We start from the raw sequence: 14,102 nt of genomic DNA on the forward strand, positions 1-14,102 counted from the left end.
TCAGTTCCTGAAGAGGTCGAGGATGCGATTGCGCTCCTCGGGCGGCGGGGGCGGGCTCACCGGAACACCGCTCAGGGACTCGGCCGGCGGCGATGACGGCGTGTCCACGCCGAGGCTGGACACGCCGCGGCCCGGCGCGTAGTCGTCGTAGTACCACTCGCCGCCCACACTCACGACGCCGGACGGCGGCGTGGCGGAAAGATCGGTCACGGGCACGCCCTTGATCGCCGTTTCCATGTAGTTGATCCAGATCGGCAGGCTCAGGCCGCCGCCGGTTTCGCGGTCGCCCAGGTTGCGCGGCGTGTCGTATCCGATCCAGGAGATGGCCGTCATCGTGGGCTGGAAGCCGGCGAACCAGGCATCGAGCGAGTCGTTGGTGGTGCCGGTCTTGCCGTAGAGGTCGGGCCGCTTGAGCATGGCCTGGGCCTTGGCGGCGGTGCCGGCGCGCGCCACCGACTGCAGCAGCGTGTCCATGATGAATGCGTTGCGCTGGGGAATGGCGCGGATCGTTTCGTTGAGCAGCGGCGGCTGCTTGTCGACCAGCACCTTGTCCTTGTGGTCGGTGATGCGCGTCACCAGGTAGGGATTGACGCGGTAGCCGCCGTTGGCGAACACCGAATAGGCGGTGGCCATCTGCATCGGCGTGACCGCGCCGGCGCCCAGCGCCATCGGCAGGTAGGCCGGGTGCTTGTCCTTGTCGAAGCCGAAATTGGTGATCCATTCCTGGGCGTAGCGCGTACCGATCGACTGCAGGATGCGGATCGAGACCAGGTTCTTCGATTTCATGAGCGCGGTGCGCATCGACATCGGGCCGTCGTAGCCCCCGCCGTAGTTCTTGGGCTCCCAGGGCTGGCCGCCGGTGGTGCCGGCATCGAAGAACAGGGGCCCGTCGTTGATGACCGTGGCCGGCGTGAAGCCCTTTTCGAGCGCAGCCGAATAGATGAAGGGCTTGAAGCTCGAGCCCGGCTGGCGCCAGGCCTGCGTGACGTGGTTGAACTTGTTCTTGCCGAAATCGAATCCGCCCACCAGCGCCTTGATGGCGCCGTCGCGCGGATCCATGGCGACGAAGGCGCCTTCCACTTCGGGCAGCTGGGTGATTTCCCAGGTGTTCTTGGGCGTCTTCACCACGCGGATCACCGCGCCGCGCCGAATCTTGATGTTGGGCGGCGCCTTGTCGGAAAGGCCGGACTGTGCGGGCTTGAGGCCCTCACCCGTGATCTGCACCGGGTCGCCGTTGCCGCGCACGGCCGAGATTTCCTTGGCATTGGCCTTGAGCACCACCGCCGCCATCACGTCGCCGTTGTCGGGATGGTCGGTCAGGGCGTCGTCCACCGCATCGTCGAGTTCCTTCGGGTCGTTGGGCAAATCGACGAATTTCTCGGGGCCGCGGTAAATCTGGCGCCGCTCGTAATCCATGATGCCCTTGCGCAGGGCCTTGTATGCCGCAGCCTGGTCGGCGGCGACCAGCGAGGTGTAGACCTTGAGTCCGCGCGTGTAGGTGCTGTCGCCATACTGCGCATACATCAGCTGGCGCACGGTTTCAGCCACGTATTCGGCGTGCAGCCGGTTCGGGTCGGCCGCATCGCGCAGGTGCAATTCCTCTTTCTTGGCTTCGGCGGCCTGCTCGGCGGTGATGAAGCCTGCATCCTGCATGCGGTCGATCACATAGAACTGGCGGCCACGCGCGCGCTGCGGGTTGTTGACGGGGTTGTTTGCGCCCGGCGCCTTCGGCAGGCCCGCCAGCATGGCCGCCTGCGCAATGGAGAGCTCCTGCAGCGGCTTGCCGAAATACGCTTCGGATGCGGCCGCGAAGCCGTAGGCGCGGTTGCCCAGGTAGATCTGGTTCAGGTAGATCTCGAAGATCTGGTCCTTGGTGAGCAGGTGCTCCAGCTTGAAGGTGAGCAGCACCTCGTAGATCTTGCGGGTCAGCGTTTTCTCGGAGCTCAGGTAGACGTTGCGCGCCACCTGCATCGTGATGGTCGACGCGCCCTGGCTCTTCACGCGGTTCATGTTGGCCAGCCCGGCGCGCACCATGCCCTTGTAGTCGACGCCGCCATGGTCGTAGAAGCGCGTGTCTTCAGCAGCCAACACCGCCTCCTTCACGAGCTTGGGGATTGCCGCGATCGGGGTTAGATTGCGTCGCTCCTCGCCGAATTCGCCAATCAGGATGCCCTCCGCGGAGAAGACCCGCAGCGGCAGTTTCGGCCGGTAGTCCGACAGCTCGGAGATGTCGGGAAGGTTGGGATAGGCCACAGCCAGGGCGACGGCGATCACGCACAGCAACGCCAGAACACCGGCCGCGGCGATGCCGAACCCCCAGACCATGAAGCGCAGCAGCCATTTCAGCCAGGCTGGTCGTGTGGAAGGAGGGGTCTTGGCTGGCCCTTTGGGGCGTGAAGTTTCTTGCATGTGGGCCCGGGGAGTCACCGCACATTATAAAAAGCCGCCCCCTTGCCACGGGCCGAACTTGGGTGCATCGTTTTGCGGGCTAAACCAAAAGTTACCAAATGTGGCTTCGGCGTCAGCTTTTGACAACGGTCCGCCATTTTGCCGGCGGGGGTTGCTTGGTCGCCGGTACGCCTGCTGCTAGCATGCAACCGAACGCAAATTTTTCCATTGGTTACAAATGCAGGGGTAAAGGGACCTAACTTGGCTGCTTTCGGATCATTGTTTCGCCGTCAGAACGCCCCCATGCTCGGCCTGGATGTCAGCTCCTCCAGCGTGAAGCTGGTCGAGCTCGGCCGTGAAGCCAGTGGCAAGCTGGTTCTCGAGCGCTGCGCGATCGAACCCCTGGAACGGGGTTGGATCACCGACGGCAACGTCGAGAAGTTCGACGAAGTGGCCGAAGCCGTCCGCCGCGTCGTGCGCAAGAGCGGCACCCGCACCCGCAACGTCGCGCTGGCGCTGCCTCCTTCGGCGGTCATCACCAAGAAGATCATTCTTCCGGGCGGCATGAGCGAGCAGGAGCTCGAAATCCAGGTCGAGTCCGAAGCCAACCAGTACATCCCGTTCTCGCTCGACGAAGTCAGCCTCGATTTCTGCGTCACCGGGCAGAGCACCGCCTCTGCCGGCGACGTCGAGGTGCTGATTGCCGCGTCCCGCAAGGAAAAGGTCCAGGACCGCGAAGGCCTGGCCGAAGCGGCCGGGCTGAAGGCGGTGATCCTCGACGTCGAGTCCTATGCCTCCCGGCTCGCGACCGCCCGCCTGATCGAGCAATTGCCCGGCAAGGGCCTCGATGCCGTGGTGGCGCTTTTCGAAGTGGGTGCCTTCACCACCAGCATGCAGGTGCTGCGCAACCAGGAAGTGCTGTACGACCGCGACCAGGCTTTCGGCGGCGCGCAGCTGACCCAGCTGATCGTGCGCCAGTACGGTTTCTCGGCCGAAGAGGCCGAAGCCAAGAAACGCAGCGGCGACCTGCCCGACGACTACGGCTCAGGCGTCCTGAAGCCCTTCGTGGAAAGCATCGCGCAGGAAATTGCCCGTGCGCTGCAGTTCTTCTTCACCAGCACGCCCCACAACCGTGTGGACTACGTGCTGCTTGCAGGCGGCTCGGCGTCGCTGCCCAGCCTGGCCAGCGCCGTGACGCGCCAGACATCGTTCGCCTGTTCGCTCGTGAACCCGTTCGACGGCATGGAACTGGGTCCGAACATCCGCGAGAAGAAGGTTCGGCGCGAAGCGCCTTCCTACCTGACCTCTTGCGGTCTGGCCATGCGGAGGTTCGTGCAGTGATCCTCATCAACCTGCTTCCGCATCGCGAAGCCGCGCGCAAGCGGCGCCGCGAAGCGTTCTACGGCACCCTGGGCGCAGCCGCCTTGCTGGGCGTGCTGATCGCCGGCCTGGGCTATCTGTGGTTCGAGGCTCAGATCTCGGCCCAGCAGGCCAAGAACAATTTCCTGAAGACCGAGATCACCAAGCTCGAAGTCGAAATCAAGGAAATCTCGACCCTGCAGGAAGAAATTGCCGCGCTGCGCGCACGCCAGCAGGCGGTCGAAGACCTCCAGGGCGACCGCAACCTGCCGGTGCACCTGCTCAACGAACTGGTTCGCCAGCTGCCCGACGGCGTCTACCTGACCAGCATGAAGCAGGACAACCAGACCGTCACGCTGCAGGGCATGGCACAGTCGAACGAGCGCGTCTCGGAGCTGCTGCGCAACCTGGGCAACAACAGTTCGTGGCTGGTCAAGCCCGAACTGGTCGAAATCACTTCCGCGACGGTGAGCCTGAGTCAGCGCGACCAGCGCCGCGTGGCGAACTTCACGATGCGCATCGGCCTCAAGCGGCCGACCGACGCGCAGAAGGCCGCCGCCGACAAGGCGCTGGCTGCAGCGGCGCCAGTCAAGGGGTAGACGGATCATGGCAAGCAATCGCCCCTCTCAAAAAATGGACGTCGGCGCGGCGCTGCGCGGCTTCGGCGACCAGTTCCGCAACCTGAACCCGAACGACCCGTCCGCATGGCCGGCGGTGCCCCGCTACGCCCTGTGCCTGGCGGTGACCGCGCTGGTGCTGGCCGGCCTGTGGTTCCTCTGGCTCACCAATTCGAACGACGAGCTCGAGAGCGAGCGCGCCAAGGAAGTCACGCTGCGCGCCGACTACCAGAAGAAGGTGGCGCTGGCCGCCAACCTCGATCTGCTGAAGAAGCAGCGCGAGCAGGTGCAGCAATACGTGACGCTGCTCGAGAAGCAGCTGCCCAGCAAGGCGGAAATGGACGCATTGCTGTCCGACATCAACCAGGCCGGCCTCGGACGCAGCCTGCAGTTCGAGCTGTTCCGCCCGGGACAGGTTTCGGTGAAGGACTACTACGCGGAACTGCCGATCGCCGTGCGTGTGACCGGCCGCTACCACGACATCGGCTCCTTCGCCGCCGACATCGCGAGCCTCTCGCGCATCGTGACGCTGAACAACCTCACGATCACTCCGCAGCAAAAAGACAAGGACGGCACCCTCACGATGGATGCCACGGCACGCACCTACCGCTATCTCGATGACGAAGAGCGAGCGGCCCAGAAACGCGCCGCGGCGCCGAAGGCGAAGAAATGAGGACGACCGCCAAACTCCTTTGGCTGGTTGCGGCCGCCCTGGGCCTGAGCGCCTGCGCCGACTCGGAGCAGGAAGACCTGCGCCGCTGGATGGTCGAGCAGCGCGCCCAGGTCAAGCCCACGGTGCCGCCGATCACGGAACCCAAGAAATTCACCCCCCAGGCCTACACCGAGGGCGCGGCGTTCGAGCCGTTCAACCTGCTGAAGCTGACCCAGGCGCTGCGCCGGGAATCGAACCAGCCCAGCACGTCGGAACTGATCGCCCCCGAGCTTGTGCGCCGCAAGGAGGCGCTCGAAGCCTTCCCGCTCGACTCGATGGCCATGGTGGGCAGCATGAACCGCAACGGCCAGCCGGTGGCGCTGGTTCGCGTCGACAAGCTGCTCTACAAGGTGCGGGTGGGCGAGTACCTGGGCCTCAACTACGGGCGCATTACCCGTATCAACGAAACCGAAATCGCCCTGCGTGAGATCGTGCAGGACGCCGCCGGTGAATGGATCGAACGCGTGGCGACATTGCAGCTGCAAGAGAGTGCGAAATGAATCATAAAAAATCAACGATGGCACAGCGGCTGCGAGCTGCGGGGCTGGGTCTGCTGGCACTTGGCGCTTTCGCTTTGGCCCATGCGCAAAACGCCATCGAGGCGGTGACCAGTTCGACGCAGTCCGGCGCGGAGGTGATCCGCATCGACCTCGCCCAGCCGCTCACGGCCCTGCCGACCGGCTTCGCCGTGCAGACGCCGGCGCGCATCGCGCTCGATTTCCCGGGCGTCACCAACGCCATCGGCCGCTCCGCCATTGAGGTGAACCAGGGCAACCTGCGTTCCGTCAATGTGGTTCAGGCCGGCGAGCGCAGCCGGGTGGTGCTCAACCTCAAGCAGGCAACCGCATACAAGACCGAGATCCAGGGCAAGTCGCTGCTGGTGATTCTCGAGCCCGCGGCCGGCACCGCGCTGGCGTCGTCCACGCCCACCGTCTTTGCCGAGAACCGCAACCGCGACACCCTGCCGCTGCGCGACGTCGACTTCCGCCTGGGCGCGGACAACACCGGCCGCGTGATCGTCGACCTGCCGAACAACCAGGTGGGCGTCGACGTCCGCCAGCAGGGCAAGAACCTGGTGGTCGAGTTCACCAAGTCGACCCTGCCCGAAGGACTGCGTCGCCGCCTCGACGTGGCCGACTTCAACACGCCGGTGCAGCTGATCACCTCGCAGCAGTCGGGCGACCGCGTGCGCATGACGATCGAGGCCAAGGGCGACTGGGAGCACAGCGCCTACCAGAGCGAAAACCAGTTCGTGGTGGAGGTTCGCGCCCGCAAGGTGGACCCGACCAAGCTGACGCAGGGCGTGGGCTACACCGGCGAGAAGCTCTCGCTGAACTTCCAGAACATCGAGATCCGCTCGCTGCTGCAGGTGATCGCCGACTTCACCAACTTCAACATCGTGACCTCCGACTCGGTCACCGGCGCGCTGACGCTGCGGCTGAAGGACGTGCCCTGGGACCAGGCCCTGGACATCATCATGCAGGCGAAGAACCTGGGCATGCGCAAGAACGGCAGCGTGCTGTGGATCGCTCCCAAGGACGAGATCAACGCCAAGGAAAAGCTCGAATTCGAGGCCAAGGCCGCCATCGAGAACCTGGAGCCGGTGCGCACCCAGTCGTTCCAGCTCAACTACACCAAGGCGATCGCCATTGCGCAGGGCCTGACCGGCACCGGCGCCTCGGCCGGCGGTGGGGGCGGCTCCGGCACCACCACGCGCATCCTGAGCCCGCGCGGCAGCGTGATCGCCGAGTCGCGCACCAACCAGCTGTTCGTGTCGGACATCCCGTCGCGCCTGGCGCAGGTGGCCGACCTGATCCAGAAGCTCGACATTCCGGTTCGCCAGGTGCTGATCGAGGCGCGGATCGTGGAAGCCTCCGACACCTTCGGCAAGTCGCTGGGCGTGCGGCTCGGCGGCGGTATTGCTGGCGAGCGCTTCGCCTCCTCGTCGGGGAACCGGGCCTTCGCCAACCTGGGCATGATGCCCACGGTCACCGCAGGTACCAACGGCAGCGGAAACACTGCGACGACCACCTGGACCAACTCCAACTTCATCAACCTGCCCGCAGGCGATGCCGGCGGCACCGGCAATGCGGCAGGCACCTTCGCGATCTCGCTGTTCAACTCGAGCTTTTCGCGCATGCTGAACCTCGAGATCTCGGCGCTCGAGGCCGACGGCAAGGGCAAGCTGGTCTCGAGCCCCCGCGTCATCACGGCCGACCAGACCAAGGCGCTGATCGAGCAGGGCGAGGAAATTCCCTACCAGCAGGCCACGTCCAGCGGCGCCACCTCCATTTCGTTCCGCAAGGCGGTGCTGAAGCTCGAGGTCACGCCGCAGATCACGCCCGAAGGCAACATCATCCTCACGCTCGACGTGAGCAAGGATGCCCGCGGTGTCAACACCTCGGCCGGCCCGGCCATCAACACCAAGCACGTGCAGACCGAGGTGCTGGTCGAGAACGGCGGCACGGTCGTCATCGGTGGTATCTTCGAACTCACCGAAACCAATGACGAATCGCGCGTGCCGGTGCTGGGTGAAGTGCCCTACCTGGGTGCACTGTTCCGCAAGCGCGAACGCGTTGCCAACAAGACCGAAATGCTCGTCTTTATCACTCCGAAGATGATTACCGACCGCAACGCCGCGCGCTGACGCGCGGGCGTAGCAGCCACCGCGTGGCGATCGCACTCGTCGGGTTGCCCGGCGCCGGAAAGTCCGCAGTGGGCCGGCGCCTGGGCGCACGCCTGGACCTTCCCTTCGTCGACACCGACCACGTGATCGAGCAGCGCATCGGCTGCTCGATCCGCGACTACTTCGAGCGCGAGGGCGAAATCGCCTTCCGCGACCTCGAGCAGGCCGTCATCGCAGACCTCGCCGTCCGGCCCCACGGCGTGCTGGCCACGGGTGGCGGCGCCGTGCTGCGCGAGGCCAACCGCCGGCAGCTGCGCGACCACTTCCATGTGATCTACCTGCGCTCCTCGCCCGAAGACCTGTTCCGGCGCCTGCGCCACGACGTCAAGCGGCCTCTGCTGCAGGTGGCCGATCCGCTGGGGCGGCTGCGCGAACTGCACGATGCCCGCGATCCGCTCTATCGCGAGACGGCCCACGAGGTGGTCGACACCGGCCGCCCCTCGATCACCATGCTGGTGAACATCATCGTGATGCAGCTGGAGCTCGCCGGCATCGTGGCCGCGGGCACGCCGCCCGAAGAGCCCTCCGACTGAAGCGCCGGCGCGCAGCGCCTAAACTCGCTGCATGCCATTGCCCGCACCCTCCGCACCGCCAGAACGCGTCGACATCCAGCTCGGCGAACGCAGCTACCCGATCCTGATCGGCGCCGGCCTGCTGGACGACCCCCAGAGCTTCGCCGCCGTGCCCGCGGCCGCCAGTGCGCTGGTCGTCAGCAACACCACGGTGGCGCCGCTCTACGCCCAGGCCTTGCGAGCGGCGTTGGCCGGGCGCTTCCGCACCGTGCACCTGCTCGAGCTGCCCGACGGCGAGGTGCACAAGAACCTTGAGACCCTGAACCTCATCTTCGATGCGCTGCTCGGCCACGGCAGTGACCGCAAGACCGTGCTGTTCGCCCTGGGCGGCGGCGTGGTGGGCGACATGACGGGCTTTGCCGCCGCCAGCTACATGCGCGGCGTACCCTTTGTGCAGGTGCCGACCACGCTGCTGGCGCAGGTCGATTCGTCGGTCGGCGGCAAGACCGCCATCAACCACCCGCTCGGAAAGAACATGATCGGCGCGTTCTACCAGCCGCAGCTGGTGGTGTGCGACCTGGGCACGCTGCAGACGCTGCCGCCGCGCGAGCTCAGCGCGGGCCTGGCCGAGGTCATCAAGTACGGTCCGATCCACGACATGGCTTTCTTCGACTGGATCGAGGCGAATGTCGACGCGCTGGTGGCGCGCGAGCCGGCGGCACTCGCCTACGCGGTCAAGCGCAGCTGCGAGATCAAGGCGCTGGTCGTCGGCCAGGACGAGCGCGAGACCGGCCTGCGGGCCATCCTGAACTTCGGCCACACCTTCGGCCATGCGATCGAGTCGGGCCTGGGCTACGGCGAGTGGCTGCATGGCGAAGCGGTCGGCTGCGGCATGGTGATGGCGGCGCACCTGTCGCAGCGGCTCGGCGGCGTCGATGCGGCGTTCGTCGAACGGCTCACGCGGCTGATCGGGCGTGCCGGCCTGCCGACCGTCGGCCCCGCGCTGGGAGCGGAGCGCTATCTCGAACTGATGCGGGTCGACAAGAAATCCGAAGCCGGCGAGATCCGCTTCGTGGTGATCGACAAACCGGGCTCCGCTGCCGTCAGCAGCGCGCCCGATGCGCTGGTGCGCGAAGTGCTCGCGCGGTGCTGCCAGGCGGAATGAGCGCGGCGCCGAGGGTGCACCGATGAGCCTCGCGGCTTATGCCTGCCACCCCGCGCGCTCGCGCGGGAGGCGCCATGCCGAGCCGCCGGCGCCCACGCGCGACGCCTTCCAGCGCGACCGCGACCGCATCGTGCATTCCACCGCGTTCCGGCGGCTGGTCTACAAGACGCAGGTTTTCCTGAACCACGAAGGCGACCTGTTCCGCACCCGGCTCACGCATTCGCTCGAAGTCGCGCAGCTGGGCCGTTCCATCGCACGGGCCCTGCGCATCAACGAGGATCTGGTGGAGGCGATCGCCCTCGCGCACGACCTTGGCCACACGCCGTTCGGCCATGCGGGGCAGGACGCGCTCAACGCCTGCATGGAAGGCCACGGCGGCTTCGAGCACAACCTGCAGAGCCTGCGCGTGGTCGATGCGCTGGAGCACCGCTATCCGCAGTACGACGGCCTGAATCTCAGCTTCGAGACGCGCGAGGGCATCCTCAAGCACTGCTCGCGCGCCAATGCCGAGCGCCTGGAGGCCGGCGAGCCGAACGGCGTGGCGCGTCGCTTCCTCGATCGCACGCAGCCGGGCCTCGAGGCGCAGCTTTGCAATCTGGCCGACGCGATCGCCTACAACGCGCACGACATCGACGACGGCGTGCGCTCGGGGCTCATCAACGTCGAGCAGCTCGGCGAGGTGGAGCTGTTCGAGCGCTACCGCCGCGAAGCGCTGGCCGAGTACCCCCGGCTGGAAGGGCGGCGCGTGCTCTACGAAACCATCCGGCGCATGCTGAGCGCCCAGGTCTACGATGTGATCGACGCCACCCGTGCGGCCCTGGAAACCGCGAAGCCGGTCGATGCCGACGGTGTGCGCAACGCGCCGCCGCTCGTTGCGTTCAGCGAAACCATGCAGGCGCAATCCAACGAGCTCAAGACCTTCCTGTTCCGCAACCTGTATCGCCATCCGCAGGTGAGGCAGACCACCGACCAGGCGCAGCAGGTGGTGCGGGAATTGTTCGAGGCCTATCTGGAGCGCGGCGCCGAGATGCCCGTTTCCTACGCGGACCGCCACGACCGGCATCGCGCCGTGGCCGACTACATCGCCGGCATGACCGACCGCTTCGCCATGCGCGAGCATGAACGGCTGACCGGCCGGCGGGGGATTTCATGAATTCTGCGGCCATCGCCTCCGCGCGCGTTCCCGCCGCCGCCTTTGCCGTGGTGCTCGGCGGCGTCAGCGCCGCGCTGCACCTGGGCAAGCTGCCGCCCGCGGTGCCGGCGCTGCAGGCGTCGCTCGGCATCGACCTGGTCGAGGCCGGGTTCCTGCTGTCGCTGGTGCAGGTGGCGAGCATGAGCATGGGACTGATCGCCGGACTCGCGGCCGACACGATCGGCCTGCGCCGCAGCATGCTGACCGGCCTCGTGGTGCTGACGGTAGCGAGCCTGTTGGGCGGCGCCGTCGGCGCGGGGCTCCTGGGCGGCGCCTTTGCGGTGCAATGGCTGCTCGGCCTGCGCGCGCTCGAAGGCATCGGCTTTCTGCTGGCGGTCATGCCGGGGCCGGGGCTGATCCGCGCATTGACCCCTGCTGGTGCGGACAAGGCCGCGCTGGGCGTCTGGGGCGCCTACATGCCGCTCGGTGTTGCGCTTGCGCTGCTTTTCGGGCCCGCATTGATCGCCTGGGGCGGATGGGCCGACTGGTGGTGGACGCTGTCGGCCGTGTCGGCCGCGGCGGCGCTCTGGTTGTGGCTGGCGGTGCCCGCGGACGCGTTTCGTGCGGCTGGCGGCATGGCCGGCGGCTGGCCGTCGCGCCTGCGCGCCACGGTCGGCGCACGCGCTCCCTGGATGATCGCGCTGACCTTTGCCGTGTATTCGGCCCAGTGGATGGCGGTGATCGGCTTTCTTCCGGCCATCTATGCCGGTGCCGGCGTACCGGCCGGCTGGGGCGCGGTGCTCACTGCGGCGGCGGCCGCGATGAACATCGTCGGCAACGTCGCGGGCGGCCGCTGGCTGCAGCGCGGTGTCGCGCCCGAGCGCCTGCTCCAGGCGGGTTTCCTGGCCATGGCGCTGGGCGGTCTTGCGGCCTTCGCGCAGGTGGGGCAGGGCGCCGACGCATTCGGCCTGCCGCCGGTGCTTCGCTACGCCGCGATCTGCGTCTTTTCGCTCGGCGGCGGCATGGTGCCGGCGACCCTGTTTTTGCTCGGTGTCCGGCTGGCGCCGGGCCCGTCCACGGTTTCCACCACCGTCGGGCTCATGCAGCAGGCGTCTTCGCTGGGGCAGTTTCTGGCGCCGCCGGCGGTGGCCTGGGTGGCGCTGCGCGCCGGCGGCTGGCACTGGACCTGGACTGCCACGCTCGCATGTTCGCTGGCGGGCATGGCCCTGGCGCGGCGCCTCGGCAAAATTCGCCCTGCGGCGGAGGTGGCATGACCGGTCCGGCGACAATCGATGCCATCCAGGCCGAAGCCGACATGCGGCGCTGGCTCGAACGCGCGGTGATCGGTCTCAACCTGTGCCCGTTCGCGAAAGCGGTGCACGCGAAGGCGCAGATCCGCTATGCCGTGTACCTGCCCACCGACGAAGCCGCGCTGATCGACATGCTCCTGGCAGAGGCCGATGAACTCGCCGCGCTCGATGCCTCCGTGCGCGACACCACCTTGCTGATAGCACCCAACACCTTGGCCGATTTTCTGGACTTCAACGACTTCACGGCGCGCGCCGAACGCCGGCTCGCGCGCGCGGGTTTCGACGGCGTGTTTCAGCTCGCGAGCTTTCATCCGCGGTTCCAGTTTGCAGGTACCGAGGCCGACGACATTGGCAATGCCACCAACCGCGCGCCGTACCCCACGCTGCACCTGCTGCGCGAAGACAGCGTGAGCCGCGCGGTCGAGGCCTTTCCCGAGGCCGAAGCCATTTTCGAACGCAACATCGAGACGCTTGAAGCGCTGGGGCCGGATGGCTGGGCCGCGCTGGATGTAGGCCCGGGGAGCGCCCGGCCATGAGCGCGCAAGCAACCAGCAGGGCCGTGAAGACGGCCAAGACCGCCAAGGCCGAGGCCGAACTGGCGGAGGTCCTGCGGCCCGGCCAGTCCATCGAGCTTTTGAAGGAGCTACACATCCTCACGCGCGAAGGCCGGCTCAACCAGGATTCGCGGCGCAAGCTCAAGCAGGTCTACCACCTGTTCCAGTTCATCGAGCAGCTGCTGCGCGAACTGCCGGGCGGCGGCGCGGAAGCCACGCTGGCCGACCATGGCGCCGGCAAGTCGTACTTGGGCTTCATCATCTACGACCTGTTCTTCCGCTCGCGCCAGGGTGGCCACGTCTACGGCATCGAGACGCGCAGTGAACTGGTCGAGAAATCGCGCGCATTGGCACGCCAGCTCGGCTTCGACCGCATGTCCTTCCTGAACCTCACCGTGGCCGAGTCGGCCCAGGCGAGCGAGCTGCCGGAGCGCATCGACGTGGTCACCGCGCTGCACGCCTGCGACACGGCCACCGACGACGCGATCGCCTTCGGGCTCGCGAAGAAGGCGCGCTGCATGGTGCTGGTGCCCTGCTGCCAGGCCGAGGTGGCGGCCTGCCTGCGCGAAACCAAGGCGCTGGCCCTGTCGCGCACGCCATTGGCCGAGCTTTGGCGCCATCCGCTGCACACGCGCGAAATCGGCAGCCAGCTCACCAACGTGCTGCGCTGCCTGTACCTCGAGGCCCATGGCTACAGCGTCACCGTCACCGAACTGGTGGGCTGGGAGCACAGCATGAAGAACGAGCTGATCCTGGCGCGCCACACCGGGCAGCGCAAGGCCGGTGCGGCGGCGCGGCTCGGCGAACTGCTGTCGCAGTTCGGGCTCGACACTCTGGGCGAGACGCGGTTCCGCCTGCACTGAGCTCCCTCCAAAGCGCATAGCGTCACGTCACGCCATGGCCCGTCTGCCCCGTCTCACGCTCCCCGGCCTGCCACACCACGTGATCCAGCGCGGCAACAACCGCCAGGCCATCTTCATCGACCGCGCCGACCACGAGCGGCTGCTCGGCCTGATGGCGGACGCGGCCCCGCGCTTCGGCGTGGCACTGCATGCCTACGTGCTGATGGACAACCATTTCCATCTGCTGGCCACGCCCGACACGGCCACCGGGCTGCCGCAGTTCATGCAGGCGGTGGGGCGCAGCTACGTGCGCTATTTCAACGACCGCCACGGTCGCAGCGGCACCCTGTGGGAAGGGCGCTACCGATCGACCTTGATCCAGACCGACCGCTATCTGCTGACCTGCATGGCGTACATCGACCTGAACCCCGTGCGGGCCGGCATGGTGTCGGACGCGCGCGACTTTCCATGGTCCAGCCATGGGCATTACGCAGGCCTGCGGCATGACAGGCTGCTGACGCCGCATCCGCTCTACTGGGAGCTGGGCAACACCCCCTTTGCCCGCGAGGCGGCGTACGTCGAACTGGTGCGCGGCGGCGTGCGTGCGGCCGACCAGGGCACGCTGACCGAGGCCACCTTGCGGGGCTGGGCAGCCGGCGATGCGGATTTTCTTGCGTCGCTTCAGAAAGCGACCGAACGCCGCGTTGCCAAAGCCAAGGCCGGGCGTCCGCCGGCGGCGTCCGATTCCTGAGCTGAAGCTTCCCAGCGCAGTACTTCGAGGGGAGTCTTTGCTATCTTTATTGATATGTCCCTAATTTTATTCTG

13 protein-coding genes are annotated in these 14,102 nt (G+C 66.9%); 12 read left to right on the forward strand and 1 reads right to left on the reverse strand.

Annotated features, from left to right (window positions below):
* Nucleotides 1-2,409, reverse strand: a complete 2,409-nt coding sequence (locus ACAM54_RS05475) for a penicillin-binding protein 1A (protein ID WP_186454127.1) — start codon at nucleotides 2,407-2,409, stop codon at nucleotides 1-3.
* A 240-nt stretch (nucleotides 2,410-2,649) separates the two neighbouring features.
* Between ACAM54_RS05475 and ACAM54_RS05480 the strand changes: the two genes are divergently transcribed.
* Genes ACAM54_RS05480 through ACAM54_RS05535 form a run of 12 tightly spaced genes read left to right on the forward strand, consistent with a single transcriptional unit; the run spans nucleotide 2,650 to nucleotide 14,028 of the window.
* Entirely contained in the window at nucleotides 2,650-3,729 is a 1,080-nt protein-coding gene (locus ACAM54_RS05480) for a pilus assembly protein PilM (RefSeq protein ID WP_369650075.1), read from the forward strand.
* Nucleotides 3,726-4,346: a PilN domain-containing protein gene (locus ACAM54_RS05485; RefSeq protein WP_369650076.1), complete on the forward strand. Its 621-nt coding sequence runs from the start codon at nucleotides 3,726-3,728 to the stop codon at nucleotides 4,344-4,346. The genes ACAM54_RS05480 and ACAM54_RS05485 overlap by 4 nt, the downstream gene beginning before the upstream one ends.
* A 7-nt stretch (nucleotides 4,347-4,353) precedes the next feature.
* Nucleotides 4,354-5,037 (forward strand): type 4a pilus biogenesis protein PilO, encoded by a 684-nt coding sequence (locus ACAM54_RS05490; RefSeq protein WP_145741006.1) that lies wholly within the window; start codon nucleotides 4,354-4,356, stop codon nucleotides 5,035-5,037.
* Nucleotides 5,034-5,576, forward strand: coding sequence for a pilus assembly protein PilP (locus ACAM54_RS05495; protein ID WP_145741008.1), 543 nt, complete (start codon nucleotides 5,034-5,036; stop codon nucleotides 5,574-5,576). The genes ACAM54_RS05490 and ACAM54_RS05495 overlap by 4 nt, the downstream gene beginning before the upstream one ends.
* A complete protein-coding gene (pilQ, locus tag ACAM54_RS05500) occupies nucleotides 5,573-7,723 on the forward strand; it encodes a type IV pilus secretin PilQ (RefSeq protein WP_369650077.1) in 2,151 nt (716 codons plus the stop codon). The genes ACAM54_RS05495 and pilQ overlap by 4 nt, the downstream gene beginning before the upstream one ends.
* A gap of 23 nt (nucleotides 7,724-7,746) precedes the next feature.
* Nucleotides 7,747-8,295, forward strand: a complete 549-nt coding sequence (locus ACAM54_RS05505; RefSeq protein ID WP_145741012.1) for a shikimate kinase — start codon at nucleotides 7,747-7,749, stop codon at nucleotides 8,293-8,295.
* Between the two features lie 31 nt (nucleotides 8,296-8,326).
* Nucleotides 8,327-9,439: a 3-dehydroquinate synthase gene (aroB, locus tag ACAM54_RS05510; RefSeq protein ID WP_145741013.1), complete on the forward strand. Its 1,113-nt coding sequence runs from the start codon at nucleotides 8,327-8,329 to the stop codon at nucleotides 9,437-9,439.
* 22 nt (nucleotides 9,440-9,461) lie between these two features.
* A complete protein-coding gene (locus ACAM54_RS05515) occupies nucleotides 9,462-10,592 on the forward strand; it encodes a deoxyguanosinetriphosphate triphosphohydrolase (RefSeq protein ID WP_369650078.1) in 1,131 nt (376 codons plus the stop codon).
* Entirely contained in the window at nucleotides 10,589-11,845 is a 1,257-nt protein-coding gene (locus ACAM54_RS05520) for a CynX/NimT family MFS transporter (RefSeq protein ID WP_369650079.1), read from the forward strand. The genes ACAM54_RS05515 and ACAM54_RS05520 overlap by 4 nt, the downstream gene beginning before the upstream one ends.
* Nucleotides 11,842-12,417, forward strand: a complete 576-nt coding sequence (locus ACAM54_RS05525; RefSeq protein ID WP_369650080.1) for a DUF1415 domain-containing protein — start codon at nucleotides 11,842-11,844, stop codon at nucleotides 12,415-12,417. Before ACAM54_RS05520 ends, ACAM54_RS05525 begins: the two co-directional genes overlap by 4 nt.
* Nucleotides 12,414-13,298, forward strand: coding sequence for an SAM-dependent methyltransferase (locus ACAM54_RS05530; protein ID WP_192323045.1), 885 nt, complete (start codon nucleotides 12,414-12,416; stop codon nucleotides 13,296-13,298). Before ACAM54_RS05525 ends, ACAM54_RS05530 begins: the two co-directional genes overlap by 4 nt.
* A 34-nt stretch (nucleotides 13,299-13,332) precedes the next feature.
* Nucleotides 13,333-14,028: a transposase gene (locus ACAM54_RS05535; protein ID WP_369650081.1), complete on the forward strand. Its 696-nt coding sequence runs from the start codon at nucleotides 13,333-13,335 to the stop codon at nucleotides 14,026-14,028.
* Nucleotides 14,029-14,102: the final 74 nt, after the last annotated feature.

Origin of the sequence: Variovorax sp. V93 (assembly GCF_041154485.1) — a bacterium.
GTDB classification, from domain to species: Bacteria; Pseudomonadota; Gammaproteobacteria; order Burkholderiales; family Burkholderiaceae_C; genus Variovorax; species Variovorax beijingensis_A.

What these genes read in the sequence shown, in the direction of transcription:
- ACAM54_RS05475 (WP_186454127.1), bottom strand. Translation starts at nt 2,409, where the DNA reads ATGCAAGAAACTTCACGCCCCAAAGGGCCAGCCAAGACCCCTCCTTCC.
- ACAM54_RS05490 (WP_145741006.1), top strand. Translation starts at nt 4,354, where the DNA reads ATGGCAAGCAATCGCCCCTCTCAAAAAATGGACGTCGGCGCGGCGCTG.
- ACAM54_RS05495 (WP_145741008.1), top strand. Translation starts at nt 5,034, where the DNA reads ATGAGGACGACCGCCAAACTCCTTTGGCTGGTTGCGGCCGCCCTGGGC.
- pilQ (WP_369650077.1), top strand. Translation starts at nt 5,573, where the DNA reads ATGAATCATAAAAAATCAACGATGGCACAGCGGCTGCGAGCTGCGGGG.
- aroB (WP_145741013.1), top strand. Translation starts at nt 8,327, where the DNA reads ATGCCATTGCCCGCACCCTCCGCACCGCCAGAACGCGTCGACATCCAG.
- ACAM54_RS05515 (WP_369650078.1), top strand. Translation starts at nt 9,462, where the DNA reads ATGAGCCTCGCGGCTTATGCCTGCCACCCCGCGCGCTCGCGCGGGAGG.
- ACAM54_RS05520 (WP_369650079.1), top strand. Translation starts at nt 10,589, where the DNA reads ATGAATTCTGCGGCCATCGCCTCCGCGCGCGTTCCCGCCGCCGCCTTT.
- ACAM54_RS05525 (WP_369650080.1), top strand. Translation starts at nt 11,842, where the DNA reads ATGACCGGTCCGGCGACAATCGATGCCATCCAGGCCGAAGCCGACATG.
- ACAM54_RS05530 (WP_192323045.1), top strand. Translation starts at nt 12,414, where the DNA reads ATGAGCGCGCAAGCAACCAGCAGGGCCGTGAAGACGGCCAAGACCGCC.
- ACAM54_RS05535 (WP_369650081.1), top strand. Translation starts at nt 13,333, where the DNA reads ATGGCCCGTCTGCCCCGTCTCACGCTCCCCGGCCTGCCACACCACGTG.